This window comes from Mycobacterium sp. 852013-51886_SCH5428379, from assembly GCF_001665575.1.
GTDB lineage: Bacteria > Actinomycetota > Actinomycetes > Mycobacteriales > Mycobacteriaceae > Mycobacterium.
In genome coordinates this window covers 132,945-151,342 of record NZ_LZSU01000018.1, presented here as the reverse complement: position 1 = coordinate 151,342, position 18,398 = coordinate 132,945, and the positions used below count along the sequence as shown (strand labels likewise).

Sequence of the window (18,398 nt, the reverse complement as noted above, 5' to 3'; positions counted from 1 at the left end):
TCGGGAGCGTGATACCGCTTCCGCGCACCTGGGTACTGGCCGGCGCCATGCTGGTCGGCGCCGCGGTCGGGTTGCTCGCCGCGGTCACGGCCACCATGCTCATCACCGCAAGCGTCCGTCCGGATGCGGTGATCGCACTGGTGGTGGGCGTGCCCGGTGCTCTCGGCCTGTTGTTGATCCTGGTCTCCGGACGTCGCTGGATGACGGCGCTGGGGGCGTTCGTCCTGGCCATCGGACCGGGGTGGCTGGGAACGCTGGCCCTGATCGAGGTGGTCCGCGGTGGCTGATGGATCGAACGGCCGCGCCGAGACATCGACTTCCGGTGAGCCCACCTCGCCGTACCTGCCGACGTTCGACACCGGCGCCTTCAGCGCGCCCATGCCCGCCGCTGCGCCTGCCGCCCCACCGTCCTCGACCCTGACCCTCGAGCCGGAGCCGTTCGTCTATCCGGTGTTCGACCCCGAGACCGGGTCGTCGAAGGCGATCCCCCCGGTGCCGCCGCTCGCCGTGCCGAGCACCTACCAGTTTCTCAAGCGGTGGGTGTTCGCGCTGATCGTCGCCGCGGTCTGGGTGATCGCTGTCCCGATCGGGGCCGGGCTCTACCACCTGTGGGTGGCCGACACGAATCTCGACAAGACCTGGTCGGTGTTCGGCGTGCTGGTCTACCTGGTGGTCTGCACCGTCGCCGGCCTGCTCGTGGCGATGGTGCAGAACCGACCGCGACTCGCCGCGCTGGCCGTGGCGCTGATGTCGGCGCCGCTGGCGTCGATGGTTGGCGCGGCCGTGCTGTACGGCGCCTACGTTTTCGGTTGGATCGCACGCTGAGTCGGTCGCCAGGACCACTAGGGTGGAGTACGTGACCCACTATGACGTCGTCGTTCTCGGCGCGGGCCCCGGCGGGTACGTCGCTGCCATCCGCGCCGCCCAACTCGGTCTGAACACCGCAGTCGTCGAACCCAAATATTGGGGCGGCGTGTGCCTCAACGTCGGGTGCATCCCGAGTAAGGCGCTGCTGCGCAACGCCGAACTGGCGCACATCTTCACCAAGGAGGCCAAGACCTTCGGCATCAGCGGTGAGGCGACGTTCGACTACGGCGCGGCGTTCGACCGCAGCCGCAAGGTCGCCGACGGCCGCGTCACCGGTGTGCACTTCCTGATGAAGAAGAACAAGATCACCGAGATCCACGGTTACGGCAAGTTCTCCGACGACCACACGCTCGAGGTCGACCTGAACGAGGGCGATACCGAGACCGTCACGTTCGACAACGTCATCATCGCCACCGGGGCGCACACCAAGCTGGTGCCCGGGACGAAACTGTCGAAGAACGTCATCACCTACGAAGAGCAGATCATGCAGCGCGAGCTGCCCTCCTCGATCATCATCGCCGGCGCGGGCGCGATCGGTATGGAGTTCGCGTACGTCATGAAGAACTACGGCGTCGACGTCACCATCGTGGAGTTCCTGCCCCGCGCGCTGCCCAACGAGGACGCCGAGGTCTCGAAGGAGATCGAGAAGCAGTACAAGAAGCTGGGCGTCAAGATCCTCACCGGCACCAAGGTCGAGTCGATCGAAGATGACGGCGAATCGGTGACCGTCACCGTCAGCAAGGACGGCAAATCCCAGGAGCTCAAGGCCGACAAGGTGCTGCAGGCGATCGGGTTCGTGCCCAACGTCGACGGCTACGACCTCAAGAAGACCGGGGTGGAGCTGACCGACCGCGGCGGTATCGCGATCGACGACTACATGCGCACCAACGTCAAGGGCGTCTACGCGATCGGCGACGTCACCGGCAAGCTGCAGCTGGCCCACGTCGCCGAGGCGATGGGTGTGGTGGCCGCCGAGACCATCGCCGGCGCCGAGACGCTGCCGCTGGGCGATTACCGCATGATGCCGCGCGCGACGTTCTGTCAGCCGCAGGTCGCCAGCTTCGGGCTCACCGAGGAGCAGGCGCGCGACGAGGGTTACGACGTGGTGGTCGCGAAATTCCCGTTCACCGCGAACGCCAAGGCGCACGGGATGGGGGATCCCAGCGGCTTCGTCAAGCTCATCGCCGACAAGAAGTACGGTGAGCTGATCGGTGGGCACCTGATCGGGCACGACGTCTCCGAGCTGCTGCCGGAGCTGACGCTGGCTCAGAAGTGGGATCTGACCGCGAGCGAACTCGCCCGCAACGTGCACACCCACCCGACCATGTCGGAAGCGCTGCAGGAGTGCTTCCACGGTCTGGTCGGCCACATGATCAACTTTTGAGAAACGAGATCGTCGCCGGTGTCGGCGGACTGGTGGTCGGCCACATCCTGTGGCTGATCGCCATCACACTGGCCACAAACGCGTCCGACGTCAGCACCTGGGTGCTGGTGGTGGCGGCCGTGTCGCTGGTGCTCGCCGCCGGGGCCGGATGGCTCGGGTGGCGGCTGTACCAGCGCAAGTCGCGCCCGGCGGCCGCGTTCCTGTGGGGGCTGCCGGTGTCGCCGGTACTGCTCTCCCTCGTGGTCCTGTGCGTGACGTACCTATGACCCCGGGTCGCTTCGCTCCTGCCCGCCGGATCCTCTGACCCCGGGTCGCCGCTAGTCGGGGAAGTCGAGCGGCACCTGCAGCGTGGTGATGGTAGCGGCCAGCCCGTCGTACTGGCTTGCCAGCATGCAGAACTCGATCAGTTGCTGCTTGGTCAGGTGACGCGCCAACGCCGACCACGTCTCCGGTGACACCCCGCGCGTCACGACGAATTCGTCGGTCGCGGTGATGAGCGTCCGCTGCCGGTCGGTCAGGCCCTCGGCGTCGGGGCCGGCGAAGATCTTCTCCTGCGTCTCGGCGTCCAGACCGCGGCTGCGGGCCAGCCGACGGTGCTGCTGAAGCTCGTATTCGCAGCCGCGGAGATGGCCGACCCGCAGGATCACCGTCTCCGCGTCCTGGCGGGAGAGTTTGCCCATCGGGCCGAGGAGCACCCCGCTGTAGGGCAGCCACGCCAGGAACAGCAGCCGATGCTGAGCCAGCACATCGAAGAGGTGAAACCGCGGCGCCCGGATTGCACGGGCGCCCGCCCTGGCCGCGATCCAGCCGATCGGACCGAGTTCACGCAGGCTGCGGGTGGGCGGGATACGTGCCTGGGAGGGGCTCACGTATTCGAGTCTGGCACACACCCGCGTCAGGGCTTTTTGACCAGGTAGGGCGAGACCGTCGACCGGTGCTCGTCGAGATCCAACGCCCGGCCGAGCGCCGGAAACGCGCGCTGCGGGCAGTTGTCGCGCTCGCACACCCGGCAGCCGGCGCCGATCGGGGTGGCTCGAATATCGGGGTCGCCGGTCAAGTCGAGCCCTTCGGAGTAGACCAGCCGGTGCGCGTGGCGCAGTTCGCAACCGAGGCCGATCGCGAATGTCTTTCCGGGTTGTCCGTAACGCGAGGCCCGCCGTTCCACCGTCCGTGCCACCCACAGGTAGTTTCGGCCGTCGGGCATCTGGGCGATCTGGACAGAGATCTTCGCGGGGTTGGCGAACGTCTCGTAAACGTTCCACAGCGGGCAGGTGCCGCCGCTGGACGAGAAGTGAAAACCCGTGGCGGACTGGCGTTTCGACATGTTGCCCGCGCGGTCCACCCGGACGAACGAGAACGGCACCCCGCGCATCGACGGCCGCTGCAGCGTCGACAACCGGTGGCCGATGGTCTCGTAGCTGACCGAGTAGAACGCCGACAGGCGTTCGACGTCGTAGCGGAAGTTCTCGGCCATGTCGTGGAACTGCCGGTAGGGCAGCACCGTGGCGGCGGCGAAGTAGTTGGCCAGGCCGAGACGGGCCAGTGTGCGGGATTCCTCGCTGGTGAACATGCCCTCGTCGACCATCTTGTCGATGAGGTCGCCGAATTCGAGATACGCCAGCTCCGTGGCCATCTTGAAGATCTGCTGACCGGCCGACAGATGGCTGCTGATCTCGAGGGTCTTGGTGTCGGGCAGATAGCGGTGCAGCACGGTGTCGCCAAGGTCGATGCGCCGCACGATGTGCACACCGTGCACGGTGGTCAGCCGGTTGGACAGCTCGCCGGCCAGATCGCCGCGGTGCATCCGCATCCGGACGGTGAGATCCTCGGCGGCGCTGTCGAGTTCGTGCAGATAGTTCTGCCGCTGATAGAAGTAGTCGCGCACCTCCTCGTGCGGCATCGTGATCGAACCGCTTCCGCTGGCTCCCATCCCGACACCGCTGTAGCGGTCCTCGGTGGCGGCGGCGAGCTGCATGGTGGTCAGCCGGTAGCGCCGGTGCAGGTTGACCATCGCCCGCGCCAGCGTCGGGTGGGCCGCGACCACCTCGGCGACCTCGGACGGTTCCACGTCGACGGCGAGATCGCGGTCCATCACGACCTCGCGCAGCTCGGCGATCAGGCGGGTGTCGTCCTGGGAGGCGAAGAAGGTGGCATCCACCCCGAAAACCTCGGTGATGCGCAGCAGCACCGCCACCGTCAGCGGCCGGACGTCGTGCTCGATCTGGTTGAGGTAACTGGGGGAGATGTCGAGCATCTGTGCCAGCGCGGCCTGACTGTATCCGCGCTCTCCACGCAGCTGCCGGACGCGCGCGCCGACGAACGTTTTCGCCACGGTGAACCAGGCTACCGGCGGACTAGCACCGCTGCGAAGAATCTGCTTCGCAGACTTGGCAGCGCAGCTGCTGTGGCAGGATCGGGGCCGCCTGGCAAAGTCACGCGAGGCGGTTCGAGGAGGTTCTCAAGTGAGTGGTGCGACGTCGACAGGGACGACGGGTCTGGCCAAGGTCATGATGCCCGTCCCGGATCCGCATCCCGACGTGTTCGACACCGGCTGGCCGTTGCGGGTCGCCGACGTCGACCGCACGGGGCGGCTGAAATTCGACGCAGCCACCCGGCACATCCAGGACATCGGATCCGATCATCTGCGGGAGCTCGGCTTCGAGGAGACGCATCCGCTGTGGATCGTGCGCCGCACGATGATCGACCTGATCCGCCCGATCGAGTTCCAGGACATGTTGCGGTTGCGCCGCTGGTGCTCGGGGACGTCGAACCGGTGGTGCGAGATGCGGGTGCGCATCGATGGACGCAAGGGCGGGCTGATGGAATCTGAGGCGTTTTGGATCAACATCAACCGTGAGACCCAGGGCCCGGCCCGCATCGCCGACGACTTCATCGCCGGCCTGCAGCGCACGACCGACGTCAATCGGTTGCGCTGGAAGGCCTACCTGACCGCCGGCAGCCGGGACGACGCCCAGGAGATTCGCGAGTATCCGGTGCGGGTGAGCGACATCGACATCTTCGACCACATGAACAACTCGGTGTACTGGTCGGTGGTCGAGGACTACCTGCATCACCACCCCGAGATGCTCGCGGGGCCACTTCGGGTGACCATCGAACACGACCTTCCGGTGGCTCTCGGCGACAAGCTCGAGATCATCAGCCACGTCCACCCGCCGGGTTCGACCGACACGTTCGGCCCGGATCTCGTCGACAAGACTGTTACAACGCTCACATATGTGGTCGGCGAGGAGACCAAAGCGGTCGCCTGTCTCTTCTCCCTGTGAGCTTCCCAGGTTTAACAGTACGGGCGTACTGACCTGCGGAAACTCGTTACCGATGGGTAACTACTGAACCGGTAAAGCTCTCGGTGATCTTCGCAACCTTCGCAAGTTACTGCGAATGGTTGGCGAAAATTGGCAACATAAACGGGTGGACCTGCGGTTATGCCATGAGGCATCCTCGTTGTAGCGAACCAGTGCAACGTTGAGGTGTTAACAAACCGGGCAGTCGGTCCGGTAACACCGCGGCGATGTCCAGAAAACCGAAGGAGCAGTCAATGTCGACCGTTGGCCAGCCGAAGACACCCGAAGAGATCCAGAAGGACTGGGACACCAACCCCCGGTGGAAGGGCATCACCCGCGAGTACTCCGCCGAGGACGTCGTCGCCCTGCAGGGCACCGTCGTCGAGGAGAACACCCTCGCCCGCCGCGGTGCCGAGGTGCTCTGGAACCAGTTGCACGACCTCGAGTACGTCAACGCCCTGGGCGCGCTGACCGGCAACATGGCCGTCCAGCAGGTCCGCGCGGGTCTCAAGGCCATCTACCTGTCCGGGTGGCAGGTTGCCGGCGACGCCAACCTGTCCGGCCACACCTACCCCGACCAGAGCCTGTACCCGGCCAACTCGGTGCCGCAGGTCGTCCGCCGTATCAACAACGCGCTGATGCGTGCAGACCAGATCGCCAAGGTCGAGGGCGACACCTCGGTCGAGAACTGGCTCGCCCCGATCGTCGCCGACGGTGAGGCCGGCTTCGGTGGCGCGCTGAACGTCTACGAACTGCAGAAGGCGATGATCGCCGCCGGCGTCGCCGGTTCGCACTGGGAGGACCAGCTGGCCTCGGAGAAGAAGTGCGGCCACCTCGGTGGCAAGGTGCTGATCCCGACCCAGCAGCACATCCGCACCCTGACCTCCGCCCGCCTCGCGGCCGACGTCGCCGACGTGCCGACCCTGGTGATCGCCCGCACCGACGCCGAGGCCGCCACCCTGATCACCTCCGACGTCGACGAGCGCGATCAGCCGTTCATCACCGGTGAGCGGACCAGGGAAGGGTTCTACCGGGTCAAGAACGGCCTCGAGCCGTGCATCGCCCGCGCCAAGGCCTACGCGCCGTACTCCGACCTGATCTGGATGGAGACCGGCACGCCGGACCTGGAGCTGGCCCGCAAGTTCGCCGAGGGCGTCAAGGCCGAGTTCCCGGATCAGATGCTGAGCTACAACTGCTCGCCGTCGTTCAACTGGCGCAAGCACCTGGACGACGCGACGATCGCGAAGTTCCAGAAGGAGCTCGGCGCCATGGGCTTCAAGTTCCAGTTCATCACGCTGGCCGGCTTCCACGCGCTCAACTACTCGATGTTCGATCTGGCCTACGGCTACGCCCGCAACCAGATGACCGCCTACGTCGAACTGCAGGAGCGCGAGTTCGCCGCCGAGGAGCGCGGTTACACCGCCACGAAGCACCAGCGCGAGGTCGGCGCCGGCTACTTCGACCGGATCGCCACCACCGTCGACCCGAACAGCTCGACCACCGCGCTGACCGGTTCGACCGAGAGCAGCCAGTTCCACTAAACCCGTTCGCCGAGCGCACGGTCGCCGCACGTTCCGACGTGTCGGTGACCGTGCGTTCGTTGTCTGTTAGGAAGTATCAGTGAGCGATTCCATTGAACGAGTTGGCGTGATCGGTGCCGGTCAGATGGGCGCCGGTATCGCCGAGGTGTCCGCCCGCGCAGGCGTCGACGTGCTGGTCTTCGAGACGACCGACGCGCTCGTCACCGCGGGCCGCAACCGCATCACCAAATCGCTGGAGCGCGGTGTGAGTGCGGGCAAGGTGACCGATCGGGAGAAGTCGGCGGCGCTGGGGAAGCTGCAGTTCACCACGTCGCTGGCGGATATGGCCGACCGGCAGCTGGTCATCGAGGCGATCATCGAGGACGTTGCGGTCAAAGCGAAGGTGTTCGCCGAACTCGACTCGGTCATCAACGACCCCGACGCGGTGCTGGCGTCGAACACCTCGAGCATCCCGATCATGAAACTCGGTGCGGCAACACAGAATCCGGGACGGGTGCTGGGGCTGCACTTCTTCAACCCGGTGCCGGTGCTCCCGCTGGTCGAGCTCGTCAGCACGCTGGTGACGTCGGATTCGGCGATCGCGCGCACGGAGCGGTTCGCCAGCGACGTGCTCGGCAAGCAGGTGGTGCGCTGCAGCGACCGGTCCGGTTTTGTGGTCAACGCGCTGCTGGTGCCGTACCTGCTGTCGGCGATCCGGATGGTCGAGGCGGGCTTCGCCACGATCGAGGACGTCGACAAGGCCGTCGTGGCCGGGTTGTCGCATCCGATGGGACCGCTGCGGCTGTCCGACCTCATCGGGCTCGACACCATGAAGCTGATCGCCGACGCGATGTTCGACGAGCTCAAGGATTCGCACTACGCCCCGCCGCCGCTGCTGCTGCGCATGGTCGAAGCGGGTCAGCTGGGCAAGAAGTCGGGCCAGGGCTTCTACAAGTACTGACCACCTCGTCGGTGTCGTAGCGCAGCTGCCGCGCGCTGACTCTGACGATGCGCCATCCTTTCTCGGCGAGGAATTCGAGCCGCTCGATGTCCCTGGCGTAGTCATCCGGATTCGTGAAGTGCTGCTCGCCGTCGTATTCGACGCCGACCATCGCGTCGGGCCAGCCCATGTCGATACGGCGGACGACGCGCCCCCAGGCGTTGGTGACGGGGATCTGCGTGACGGGTCTCGGCAAACCGCCCCGGATCAGGACCAGGCGCAGCCGCGTCTCCTGGGGCGATTCCGCTCCGGGGTCGACGAGGTCGAGTGTGGTGCGCAGCCGCCGGATGCCGCGGGCGCCGGGGTAGCGCGCGGCGACCCTCCATACGTCGTCGACGGTGCATCGCGTCGCGTTGCAGAGTGCGTCGAGACGGATCACGGCAGTGTCACCGCGAAGCCGGCGGCCCAGGTCGAATGCGGTGCGGGCCGCAGTGGTGCAGTGCATCCGGCCCGTGCGGCGGACCTCATCGCCGGCGATCGCGCCGCAGTGGATGAGAATGCCGGGAGGCGCAGGCTTTCGGGCCCGCGCGATCTCGGCGGGCGCGTCCGCGGGCATCCAGCGGGTGCCCAACAGCGCCGCGGCGGAGTGGCCGACCAGCATCGCCCGTCGGCCCGACCACAACCATGCGGCTTCGGCGCGGGTCAGCGCGTCGAGTGCCATACCGGCAGGCGCGTAGACGTTGTGGTGGACCTTCACGAACCTGGTGCGCAGCATCTGCCTCGTCACGGCCCCGGACGCCAGTGCCTCACTGCCGACGATGAGCTTCCCCATGTCTTGTTAGGCGCACCGGGGGGCCGATCGGTTCCCGAGACTACGGAATATGACGTAAATCAGCCGAAATCCATCAGAAAGCGTAGTCTCGGCGCGACTTACGCCGAGGCCAACCGCTTCTTCTCCACCTCGACGTCGAAAGTCGCGGGCGGCCAGGACAACTCGAGACCCTTCAGCGCTTCGATGAGCAGCTCGATCACCGCGAGCCGGCTGTACCACTTCTTGTTGCAGGGCACGATGTGCCACGGCGCATGGTCGGTCGACGTGCGGTCGAGCATGACCTGGTAGGCCTCCTGATACTTCGGCCACACCAGCCGCTCGTCGACGTCGGCGGGGTTGTACTTCCAGTACTTGTCCGGTCGGTCGAGGCGTTCGGCGAGTCGCTTGCGCTGCTCGTCGAGCGAGACGAACATCGCGACCTTCACCAGAGTCGTTCCCTCGTCGACGAGTTCGCGCTCGAAGGCGTTGATCTCGTCGTAGCGCGGCTCCCACACATCCGGCGGCACCAGATTGTGCACCCGCACGATCAACACGTCCTCGTAGTGCGACCGGTCGAAGACGCCGATGTGCCCGGCCGGCGGCAGCGCCTTGCGGATGCGCCACAGGTAGTGGTGCGACAGTTCCTCCGGCGTCGGCTTACCGAAGCTCGTGTACCGGACACCCTGCGGATTGGCCGCACCCACAACATGTTTGACGATCCCACCCTTGCCGGCGGTGTCCATGCCCTGCAGCACCAGCAGCACCGAACGGCGGTCACCGGCGGTCTGACTGTTGGCGTAGAGCATCTCCTGCAGCCCCGCGAGGCGCTTGCCGCGTTCGGCCAGCAGTGCGGGCGCGTCGACCTTGGTGCCGCGGAATCCCGGTGTCGCCTCCGCGTCGATGTCGGCGACGCGATCACCGGGCCGGAACGCCAGATGACTACTCGGTCGATGGGTCCACAGGTCGGGCAGGTCGTCGGTCACGCGGTCCAGTCAAGCAGTTCGGGGCGGCAGAATCGGGGACGGATGAGCCATCGAGCGGAACTTGTCCAGCTCGCCGCCCACCTCGACGATGCCGCAGAGCGCACTCCAGGACAGCATCGTCAAATAATCGATCAGCTCGTCGGCGCTCATCCGCGGGTTCGACATCCACGAGTGCGTGGCCAGTTGGACGCCGCCGACGATGTGATATGCCCACGGTTCGACGCCCTTGGTGTCCATTCCGGCCTCGTTCATGCGGCGGCGCAGCATCACTGCGAGCATCCGGGCGATGATCCGCTCGGAGTCCGCGACGGCCTTGCTCTTGCTTGCGGAGTTGTTGGCCATCACGAACTGGTAGGGCTCCGGCTCGTTGGCGACGGTCTCGACGTAGACCTTGATGATTTCGCGGGTCAGGTCGAACCCGTCGAGGTTGGACATCAGCGCGGCGGCCATGTTCGGGATCAGCGTGGTCTGCGCGAAGCGCATCATCACCGCGGTGGTCAGGTCGTTCTTGTCGACGAAGTAGCGGTAGAGAACCGTCTTGGAGACGCCGATCTCGGCGGCGATCTCGTCCATGCTGACGTTGCTGCCGCGGCGCCGAATGGCCTCGAGGGTGCCGTCGACCAACTCGTTGCGGCGATCGACCTTGTGCTGATGCCAGCGCCGCTTGCGTCCGTCGGTCTTCACCGCCACCGACTCGGTCTGCTGTGCCACTATCCCCGTCAGTCCGTTCTTCGAGTCCCCCATGATAGTAGGGCCGATCTTGTGGAGCGGCCTCGTCGGATCGGGCGCCCCGGAAACGTGCTGGATGATGGACGACGTGGCTCATAGAACCGACATCGGCGCCGCCCCCGCCCGAACCAGTTTCGCGGACGCGCTCGCCGGCGCCGACTCGGCCGCCGACGCCGAACGCCGGCGCGCCCTGCGGCGAATGAAGGCGGTCGCGCTGAGCTTCCTGCTCGGTGCGACGGCGATATTCCTGATCTGCACCTGGTGGCAGTCCCACGGCGCCCCCGGTTGGGTGGGATACGTGCGGGCGGCCGCCGAGGCCGGCATGGTCGGCGCGCTGGCCGACTGGTTCGCCGTGACCGCGCTGTTCCGCCATCCCCTCGGCATCCCGATCCCGCACACCGCGATCATCAAACGCAAGAAAGACCAGCTCGGTGAGGGGCTCGGCGAATTCATCCGGGAGAACTTCCTGTCCCCGGCCAACGTCGAGACCAAATTGCGCGACGCCGACGTCGCCGGCCGGGTGGGCCGGTGGCTCGCCGAGCGCGACCACGCCGAGCGGGTCGCCACCGAGGCCTCGACGGTGCTGCGCGTCCTGGTGGAGATGCTGCGTGACGACGACGTCCAGCAGGTCCTCGACCGGATGATCATCAAGCGCATCGCCGAACCGCAGTGGGGACCACCGGTGGGCAGGGTGCTGTCCCAACTGCTCGCCGAAGGCCGCCAGGAGGCGCTGATCCAGCTGCTGGCCGACCGAGCCTTCGAATGGTCCCTGAACGCCGGCGAGGTGATCGAGCGGGTGATCGAACGCGATTCTCCGCAGTGGTCGCCGCGCTGGATGGACCACCTCGTCGGCGACCGCATCCACCGGGAGCTGATGGACTTCACCGACAAGGTGCGCCGTAACCCCGACCACGAACTGCGCCGCTCGGCCACCCGCTTCCTGTTCGAGTTCGCCGACGACCTCCAGAACGACGACGCCACCATCCAGCGCGCGGAGAACGTCAAGGAGCAGATCATGGCGCGCGACGAGGTGGCCCGCGCTGCCGAGACCGCGTGGACGGCCGCCAAGCGCATCATCCTCGAATCGGTCGACGATCCGTCCTCGACGTTGCGCGCGCGCATCGCCGACACCGTCATCCGCATCGGCGAGAGTTTGCGCGACGACGCCGATCTGCGCACCAAGGTGGACAACTGGATCATCCGCGGCGCCCAGCACATCGTGTCCGGATACGGCGCCGAGATCACCACGATCGTCACCGACACCGTGCAGCGCTGGGACGCCGAGGAGGCCAGCGACCGCATCGAGCTCCACGTCGGCCGCGACCTGCAATTCATCCGGATCAATGGCACGGTGGTGGGGTCGCTGGCCGGCCTCGTCATCTACTCGATAGCCCAGCTACTCTTTTGACCTGCGCTAACTACTGCTTGCAATAGTTAGCACCCCCGCGTACCGTGGTTTGTGTCGCTATCGGACACCAGCGTTCGGAAAGGGGTCACGGATGTCGCAGGACGAGAAGCTTGCCGCCGTCGTGACCAACGCGGCGCAGGACATCGGCAGTTTCATCCGGAGTCAGCGCGAAGCGGCGCAGGTGTCTGTGCGTCAACTGGCCGAGAAGGCCGGCGTGAGCAATCCCTATCTCAGCCAGATCGAGCGAGGGTTGCGGAAGCCGTCCGCCGACGTTCTCAGTCAGATCGCCAAGGCGTTGCGGGTATCGGCCGAAGTGCTCTATGTGCGGGCCGGGATCCTCGAACCCAGCGAGCCCAATGAGGTGCGCGACGCCATCGTCAACGATGCGGCGATCACCGAGCGGCAGAAGCATGTGCTGCTCGACATCTACACGTCGTTCTGCCAGCAGAACGAGGCGCTCGCCGAAGCCGGGCTGCTCGCAGACGTGAGCGAGGTACCGGCGACCGCCGCCGATCAGATCAGCGGCGGCGACGCACTCATCAACCCAGAAGATCTTGGAAAGGACATCCGACATGGCTGACAACACCGACCGCAATCAACTCGACGTCGAAGACCTCAAGGCCCCGCTGCTCGCCGCGGTCGGCGCTGCCGACCTGGCGCTGGCCACCGTCAACGAGATCGTCGCCGCACTGCGCGACCGGGCCGAAGAGGCCCGCACCGACGCCAACAGCCGTGTCGAGGAGAGCCGGGCCCGGATCAACAAGCTGCAGGAAGAGCTGCCCACGCAGGTCACCGAACTCCGCGACCGGCTGACCGCCGATGAGCTGCGCAAGGCCGCCGAGGGCTACGCCGACGCCGCGCAGAGCACCTACGCCAAGCTGGTCGAGCGTGGCGAGGCCGCCCTCGAGCGCCTCCGCAGCCAGCCGGCGCTGGGCGATGCCGCCAGCCGCGTCGAGACCTACACCGACCAGGCCGTCGAGCTGACCGAGCAGGCCCTGGGCACCGTCGCCTCGCAGACCCGCGCCGTCGGTGAGCGTGCCGCCAAGCTGGTCGGCGTCGAGCTGCCCAAGCGCACCGAAGAGGCCGCCGAGCCGGTCAAGGAGACCGCCGCGAAGGCGCCCGCCCCGGCTCCGGCCAAGAAGGCCCCGGCTGCCAAGAAGGCTCCGGCTGCCAAGAAGGCGCCCGCGGCCAAGAAGGTCACGCAGAAGTAATTCGACGTACCCGATGACGCCCGCATAGGCTGGTGAGGTGATACTTGCCGACCTTGCGGGCGTCATTCTCTTCACCCTGGGCATCGTCGTCGCCCTGGTGGGACTGTACGCATTCATTCATGCCGCAATGCAACGACCCGACGCGTACACGGCGGCCGGCAAGCTGACCAAGCCGGTCTGGTTGCTGATCCTCGGTGCCGGCGTGGCGTTGAGCTTCTTGTTCAGCGGCGGTTTCGGCGCTGCGATCTGCGCCTGCGCCGCCGGCGTGTACCTGGTCGACGTCCGCCCCAAGATCCTGGAGATCCAGGGGAAGTCCCGTTAGGCCGGTGCTCAGGACCCTTAGCATCGCAACCCTTTTCGCGGCGTCGCTGACGCTCGTCGGCGCGCCGGCCGCATCGGCCCAGCCCGCCTACGTCGACCACGTGGTGTGGGCCAAATGGGGTGACCTGTCGAGCCTGCGCGTGTACCCGACGGCCGCCGCGCGTGAGGCCTCGAAACTCGCCGGCACCGTCGCGCAGGCCGATCAGGCCTGGAGTGAGGTGCTCGCCGCGGCGCCCGACGCCGACATCCCCGGCATGCGCGAACAGTTCGTCTGTCACTGGCAGTACGCCGAACTCGCGCAGCCGGGTAAGACGAGCTGGAACCTCGAGCCGTGGCGGCCCGAGGTCGACGCCGCCACGATGCTGGCCACGGGATGCAACCCCGGCGGCACGGAAGAGCCGTTCTGATGGGGCGTTGGAGTCGCCGCGCAATTGCTGATCTCGTCGACCACACCCTGCTCAAACCCGAGGCCACCGACGCGGACGTCGCCGCGCTGATGGCCGAGGCCGGCGAGCTGGGCGTCTACGCGGCCTGCGTATCGCCCCCGATGGTGCCCATCGCCAAACAGGAGCGGCCCGCTGACGTCGCGATCGCCGCCGTCGTCGGATTCCCCTCCGGGAAACACTTCTCGGCGGTCAAGGCCCACGAGGCCGCCTACGCCGTGGCCGCGGGCGCGGACGAGATCGACATGGTGATCGACGTGGGTGCCGCGCTGGCCGGGGATTTCGACGCCGTTCGCGCCGACATCGAAGCGGTGCGGACCGCGATCGGGGAACGCACCGTGCTGAAGGTGATCGTCGAATCCGCGGCGCTGCTGCAGTTCGGCGGTGAGCAGGTGCTGGTCGGCGCATGCCGTGCGGCAGCCGACGCCGACGCCGAATTCGTCAAGACCTCGACCGGTTTCCACCCGTGCGGCGGCGCCTCGGTGGCCGCCGTCGAGCTGATGGCCGCCACCGTCTCGCCGCACCTCGAGGTCAAGGCCAGCGGGGGCATCCGGTCGGCCGCCGACGCGGTGGCCATGCTCGACGCGGGCGCCACCCGGCTGGGACTGTCCGGCACCCGCGCCGTGCTCGACGGCCTGGACGTTCTGACGGCCTGAGCCTCAGCTCCCGCTCAAATACCGTTGAAGCAGGGATCCTCGCCGCTTCTGGGCATCTTCGCGTTCTGCGTCGAGAACAGGGCGGTGACGCCGGTGTCGGTCACTGCGACGCGCTCGGCCTTGATGTCCATCGGGTAGTTCTGGGTCAGTTCAGCGGTGAAGGCGTCGAGCGCGGGCTGGACGGCCTCGCGGGGCAGCGTGAAACCCAGTCCGGTCAGACTGGTGACCTGCAGGGCGATACCCCCGTTGTTGACCTGGGGTTTGGCGGTGATGGTGCCCAGCGCGCCCTCGAGTTCGATGGTGCCGGCGGAGGGGTTGGTGGTCACGCCGGACAGGAAGCTGCCGAACAGCGGGATCGCGTCCTGCACGGTCTGCTTGATGCCGTCGGCCGACCAGGTGATGTTGGCGGCGAGCGAGCCGACCGAACCGCTGGAGTCGGCGGTGTCCTCGAGGCGGACGTCCTTGATGTCGATCGCCACCTTCATGCCCTTGGCGTCGCGGACCTGGTTTCCGGCCGTCTCGATGTTGATGTTCGTGTAGTGGCCGGTCATGTGCTGCAGCAGGAAGGGTGGCAGCGCGCCGAACGACGCCGTGGCGTCGTCCTGGACCACACACGACACGATGCGCGACACCACGTCGTCGGCCCGGTTGCGGGCGTACAGCTCACCGCCGAGCAGCCCGGCCGCGGTCAGCGCCACCACGATGACGACGGCCAGCACGATCGACAGCGGATCGCTGAAGATGTCCTTGATCTTGGCGCCGAGTCCACCTTCCGGTGGCGGGCCTCCCGGGCCACCGGTGGGGGGACCACTCGCCGGGCCACTCGGGGGGCCGGTCGGCGCGCCGCCGGGGGCGTAGGCCGGGGGCTGCGGGACTGGGGGCTGGTCGGCCGGGCGGGCCCAGGGATCAGTCATCCCCGCGATTCTGCCTTACCGGACACCGCGTCAACCGAGCGGTTGTCCAGCACCGCGATGGTGTCGCGCACCTTCCGGGCGGCATCGAAGTCCAGGTCGGCCACGAGCAGATCGGGTTCGGCGCCCAAGCTGACCAGCACATCGCCCACCGCCGAGGCGACCAGACTGCCGCCCACCCCGGTCGGTCCGGACGCGGCGATCTCGTCACCCGGATAGGCCTGGTCGACGGCGGCGACGTAGCCGGTGGTGTCCAGCGCCCTGGCGCGGGCCAGCAGCGTCCACTGCTCGAGCTTGCCCGGGCCGGCCCCCCACGACGCGTGCACCGTGATCAACTGCGCGCCGCGGCGCGCGAGCTCGACGTACAGCTCGGGGAAGCGGATGTCGTAGCAGGTGGTCAGTCCCACCGAGACGCCGTCGACGTCGATCAGCGCGGGTGCGGAACCCGGTGCGACCGTGCGGGATTCGAGGAAACCGAAGGCGTCGTAGAGGTGGATCTTGTGATAGTGGCTGTCCACGCCGCCGCCCGTGGCCAGCAGGGTGTTGGTGACCCGGCCGTCGCCGCTGGGGGTGTACATACCGGCGACGACGGTCAGCCCGGACCGGTCGGCGATCGAGCGCACCCGGTCGGCCCACGGCCCGTCGAGCGGTTCGGCGATCGGGGCCAGGGGCACCCCGAAGCGGCACATGGTCGCCTCGGGGAACAGCACCAGCCGGGCGCCGGCGTCCGCGGCCCGGCGGGTGGCGTCCTCGACCAGGTCGAGATTGCGCGCCGGGTCGGTGGTGCTGGCGATTTGTGCGAGTGCGATCCGCATGTCATCGAGACTACGGGCGCTCCGGATCGCAACGACGCTGTTACACGGGCGGCGAATGGCCGTAACGCACCGGCGTTTGTCTGTGTCTTCATGTCGCGCAGGGAGGCCGTCCGATGATTCTGCTGGGAGTGGGCATCAGCATCGCCGTCGTGGTGCTGGTCGGATTCGCCGTCTCGCGCCGCATCGCCGGCGACAGCGCGAACTTCCTGGTGGGCGGACGCGTCCTGCCGCTGGTGCTGGTCGGTGGCGCCCTGATGGGTTCGGCCGTCGATACCAACGCCACGCTCGGCAACACCGACCTCGCCTCGGAATTCGGGTTCTGGGCCGGTGCGTGCCTACCGCTGGGGCTGGCGCTCTGCCTGTTCTTCACCGGCCTCTTCTTCGCGAAGCCGATGAACCGGATGGGGCTGACATCGTTCCCGGACTACTACCGCCTGCGGTTCGGCAGGCAGGTCGCAGGGCGCGACGATCAACTGGGCGACGCTGGTCGCACTCGGTATCGGCGACATCGTCGCCATCGACTTCATGCAGCGGGTGTTCGCCGCCAAGTCACCGGAGACCGCGCGCCGCGCCTGCTTCGGCGCCGCGGCGGGGGTGGTGGCGATCTGTGTGCCGTTCGGCATCGTGGTGCTCTCCGCGAAGGCGTTCCTGCCCGAGGATCTCGACGGGCCGATCCTGCTCGTGCTGCTGGATCAGTACGCGCCGGCGTTCCTGACGATCATCGTGCTCGCCGGGTTGGTGGGTGCGTCGATGAGTACGGCCAACGGCGCGGTGCTCGCCATCTCCAACGCCGCGGTGCGCAACCTGCTCGGCGTGCGGCGGGTCCATGCGCCCGGGCGGACGGATCCGCTGCTGCGGGCCACGCGTATCGCGATGGTCCCGACGACGCTGCTGGCGATCCTGATCGCGATCTACGTCAAGCAGACCGGCATCCTGCTGACCCTCGCGTTTGATCTCCTGCTGGCCTGCCTGGTGGTGCCGTTCGTCCTCGGCCTGGTGTGGCGCAAGGGTTCGGCCACAGCGGCGCTGGTGTCGATGGCGGTGGGTCTGACGGTGCGGCTGGTGCTGTTCGCGATGACGCCGACGATGTACGGCCTCGACAACACCATCCTCTACATCCCCAACGGCGTCCTCGACGCGTCGTTCGACGGCTGGCCGACGTTCATCGCCTTCGGGGCGTCGCTGGTGACCTATGTCGTGGTCGCGATGCTGACGCCGGCGAGTCCCGTCCGCGGACTGGACATCCGGATCGCCCAGGACGTCGACGATGCGCTCGACACGACACCGCAGGACGACGACCGGGCGCTCGTCACAGCGGCAGCGGCGCAACCGTAGGCCACGGCACCGTCAGCACCCCGTCGCGCATCCGGCGCCGCGGCGGTTCGACGGGATATCCGGCGGCGCGCAGCCCATCGAGCATCGCGCGCCAGCGGATCCGCGGACCGAAGACGCCGTGCCCGGCGGCGACGGCCCAGGCCCGGTCCGCAGCGGCGAGCAGCGCGTACACGGGTTGCCCGGGAACGTTGTGGTGGATCAGCACCTTCGGGAGCCGTTCGGCCAGATCGGACGGTCGGTCGATCGCGAACGGATCGCAGGCCAGCGTCAGGCTCACCGGCCCCGCCCGGTCGAGCAACGCCCAGGCGCAGCGCCGGCCCAGCTCGTCGCAGGTGCCGTCGACGATCAACCCGTCGGGCGCCAGCCGGGATTGCATCACGGCCCACGCGTCGGCCACCGCCTCGAGCGGATACTGCCGCAGCACGTTGAACGCGCGCACCAGCACCGGCCGCAGCCCGGCCAGCTCGAACCCACCGAGGGCGAACTCACCCTCCGGGGCCGCCGCGCGTGCGGCCGCGACGCGTTCGGGGTGGATCTCCAGGCCGACGACGCGGACGTCGGCCCGCACCGTGCGCAGTCGCGCGGCGAGTTCCAGGGTGGTGACGGGCAGCGCGCCGTAGCCGAGGTCGACGACCAGCGGGTCGGCGGCGGCCTGCAGCGCCGACCGCACGGGCCGGGCGTGCACGAGCCAGCGATCGCTGCGGCGCAGACGGTTGTGGCCGGTGGTGCCGCGGGTGGGTTGTCCGACGGGGGCACCCATGC

The 18,398-nt window shown here is 67.6% G+C and carries 21 protein-coding genes and 1 pseudogene; 14 read left to right on the top strand and 8 right to left on the bottom strand.

Annotated features, from left to right (window positions below; translation table 11 throughout):
* The first annotated feature begins 8 nt into the window (after window positions 1-8).
* Genes A5757_RS07400 through A5757_RS07385 form a run of 4 tightly spaced genes read left to right on the top strand, consistent with a single transcriptional unit; the run spans window position 9 to window position 2,517 of the window.
* Window positions 9-287 (top strand): putative holin, encoded by a 279-nt coding sequence (locus A5757_RS07400; RefSeq protein ID WP_066830838.1) that lies wholly within the window; start codon window positions 9-11, stop codon window positions 285-287.
* On the top strand, window positions 280-825 hold the full coding sequence (locus A5757_RS07395) for a hypothetical protein (protein ID WP_066830836.1): 546 nt from the start codon (window positions 280-282) through the stop codon (window positions 823-825). The genes A5757_RS07400 and A5757_RS07395 overlap by 8 nt, the downstream gene beginning before the upstream one ends.
* A 31-nt stretch (window positions 826-856) precedes the next feature.
* The gene (gene lpdA / locus A5757_RS07390) at window positions 857-2,251 is read left to right on the top strand and encodes a dihydrolipoyl dehydrogenase (protein WP_066830879.1); all 1,395 of its coding nucleotides are present in this window, start codon (window positions 857-859) and stop codon (window positions 2,249-2,251) included.
* A complete protein-coding gene (locus tag A5757_RS07385; RefSeq protein ID WP_066830834.1) occupies window positions 2,248-2,517 on the top strand; it encodes a hypothetical protein in 270 nt (89 codons plus the stop codon). Before lpdA ends, A5757_RS07385 begins: the two co-directional genes overlap by 4 nt.
* Before the next feature lie 51 nt (window positions 2,518-2,568).
* Here the strand turns inward: A5757_RS07385 and A5757_RS07380 are convergent, their stop codons facing one another.
* Together A5757_RS07380 and ramB are read right to left on the bottom strand one after the other, a co-directional pair.
* Entirely contained in the window at window positions 2,569-3,120 is a 552-nt protein-coding gene (locus A5757_RS07380; RefSeq protein ID WP_066830832.1) for a carboxymuconolactone decarboxylase family protein, read from the bottom strand.
* A gap of 26 nt (window positions 3,121-3,146) precedes the next feature.
* Window positions 3,147-4,583 (bottom strand): acetate metabolism transcriptional regulator RamB, encoded by a 1,437-nt coding sequence (ramB, locus tag A5757_RS07375; protein ID WP_066830830.1) that lies wholly within the window; start codon window positions 4,581-4,583, stop codon window positions 3,147-3,149.
* A gap of 175 nt (window positions 4,584-4,758) precedes the next feature.
* Here ramB and A5757_RS07370 point away from each other — a divergent pair, with 175 nt between their 5' ends.
* From A5757_RS07370 to A5757_RS07360, 3 genes are all read left to right on the top strand, one after another.
* Window positions 4,759-5,535 carry an acyl-[acyl-carrier-protein] thioesterase gene (locus A5757_RS07370; protein ID WP_197497289.1) on the top strand — a complete coding sequence of 259 codons (777 nt, stop codon included), beginning with the start codon at window positions 4,759-4,761 and terminating at the stop codon, window positions 5,533-5,535.
* A gap of 272 nt (window positions 5,536-5,807) precedes the next feature.
* Complete coding sequence (gene aceA, locus A5757_RS07365; RefSeq protein ID WP_066830826.1) at window positions 5,808-7,094, top strand: isocitrate lyase; 1,287 nt, start codon at window positions 5,808-5,810, stop codon at window positions 7,092-7,094.
* A gap of 79 nt (window positions 7,095-7,173) precedes the next feature.
* Window positions 7,174-8,034: a 3-hydroxybutyryl-CoA dehydrogenase gene (locus A5757_RS07360; RefSeq protein WP_066830824.1), complete on the top strand. Its 861-nt coding sequence runs from the start codon at window positions 7,174-7,176 to the stop codon at window positions 8,032-8,034.
* On the opposite strand, the gene A5757_RS07355 is transcribed toward A5757_RS07360, so the two are convergent.
* The 3 genes from A5757_RS07355 to A5757_RS07345 all read right to left on the bottom strand — a co-directional run bounded on the left by A5757_RS07355 (window position 7,937) and on the right by A5757_RS07345 (window position 10,551).
* Complete coding sequence (locus A5757_RS07355; RefSeq protein ID WP_066830822.1) at window positions 7,937-8,845, bottom strand: endonuclease domain-containing protein; 909 nt, start codon at window positions 8,843-8,845, stop codon at window positions 7,937-7,939. The two genes, A5757_RS07360 and A5757_RS07355, sit on opposite strands and share 98 nt — an antisense overlap.
* Window positions 8,846-8,943: 98 nt before the next feature.
* Window positions 8,944-9,807 carry a polyphosphate kinase 2 family protein gene (locus tag A5757_RS07350; RefSeq protein ID WP_066830820.1) on the bottom strand — a complete coding sequence of 288 codons (864 nt, stop codon included), beginning with the start codon at window positions 9,805-9,807 and terminating at the stop codon, window positions 8,944-8,946.
* A gap of 9 nt (window positions 9,808-9,816) precedes the next feature.
* Window positions 9,817-10,551: a TetR/AcrR family transcriptional regulator gene (locus tag A5757_RS07345; protein WP_281498553.1), complete on the bottom strand. Its 735-nt coding sequence runs from the start codon at window positions 10,549-10,551 to the stop codon at window positions 9,817-9,819.
* A 64-nt stretch (window positions 10,552-10,615) separates the two neighbouring features.
* On the opposite strand from A5757_RS07345, the gene A5757_RS07340 reads away from it, so the two are divergent.
* The 6 genes from A5757_RS07340 to deoC all read left to right on the top strand — a co-directional run bounded on the left by A5757_RS07340 (window position 10,616) and on the right by deoC (window position 14,575).
* Window positions 10,616-11,944, top strand: a complete 1,329-nt coding sequence (locus A5757_RS07340; protein ID WP_066830877.1) for a DUF445 domain-containing protein — start codon at window positions 10,616-10,618, stop codon at window positions 11,942-11,944.
* Window positions 11,945-12,035: 91 nt separating this feature from the next.
* Window positions 12,036-12,524, top strand: a complete 489-nt coding sequence (locus A5757_RS07335) for a helix-turn-helix domain-containing protein (RefSeq protein WP_066830816.1) — start codon at window positions 12,036-12,038, stop codon at window positions 12,522-12,524.
* On the top strand, window positions 12,517-13,155 hold the full coding sequence (locus tag A5757_RS07330; protein WP_066830814.1) for a heparin-binding hemagglutinin: 639 nt from the start codon (window positions 12,517-12,519) through the stop codon (window positions 13,153-13,155). Before A5757_RS07335 ends, A5757_RS07330 begins: the two co-directional genes overlap by 8 nt.
* Before the next feature lie 37 nt (window positions 13,156-13,192).
* Entirely contained in the window at window positions 13,193-13,477 is a 285-nt protein-coding gene (locus tag A5757_RS07325) for a DUF2516 family protein (RefSeq protein ID WP_066830812.1), read from the top strand.
* A gap of 46 nt (window positions 13,478-13,523) precedes the next feature.
* Complete coding sequence (locus A5757_RS07320) at window positions 13,524-13,883, top strand: DUF2599 domain-containing protein (RefSeq protein WP_281498597.1); 360 nt, start codon at window positions 13,524-13,526, stop codon at window positions 13,881-13,883.
* Window positions 13,883-14,575, top strand: a complete 693-nt coding sequence (gene deoC, locus A5757_RS07315) for a deoxyribose-phosphate aldolase (RefSeq protein WP_066830807.1) — start codon at window positions 13,883-13,885, stop codon at window positions 14,573-14,575. The genes A5757_RS07320 and deoC overlap by 1 nt, the downstream gene beginning before the upstream one ends.
* 14 nt (window positions 14,576-14,589) lie before the next feature.
* Here the strand turns inward: deoC and A5757_RS07310 are convergent, their stop codons facing one another.
* Entirely contained in the window at window positions 14,590-15,489 is a 900-nt protein-coding gene (locus tag A5757_RS07310; protein ID WP_066830806.1) for a DUF2993 domain-containing protein, read from the bottom strand.
* Window positions 15,486-16,301 (bottom strand): carbon-nitrogen hydrolase family protein, encoded by an 816-nt coding sequence (locus tag A5757_RS07305; RefSeq protein WP_066830804.1) that lies wholly within the window; start codon window positions 16,299-16,301, stop codon window positions 15,486-15,488. The genes A5757_RS07310 and A5757_RS07305 overlap by 4 nt, the downstream gene beginning before the upstream one ends.
* Before the next feature lie 113 nt (window positions 16,302-16,414).
* Between A5757_RS07305 and A5757_RS07300 the strand changes: the two are divergent.
* Window positions 16,415-17,636: pseudogene (locus A5757_RS07300) on the top strand (sodium:solute symporter).
* On the opposite strand, the gene A5757_RS07295 reads toward A5757_RS07300, so the two are convergent.
* Window positions 17,611-18,396, bottom strand: a complete 786-nt coding sequence (locus A5757_RS07295; RefSeq protein WP_066830802.1) for a methylase — start codon at window positions 18,394-18,396, stop codon at window positions 17,611-17,613. The pseudogene A5757_RS07300 and the gene A5757_RS07295 overlap by 26 nt on opposite strands.
* Window positions 18,397-18,398 lie beyond the last annotated feature (2 nt).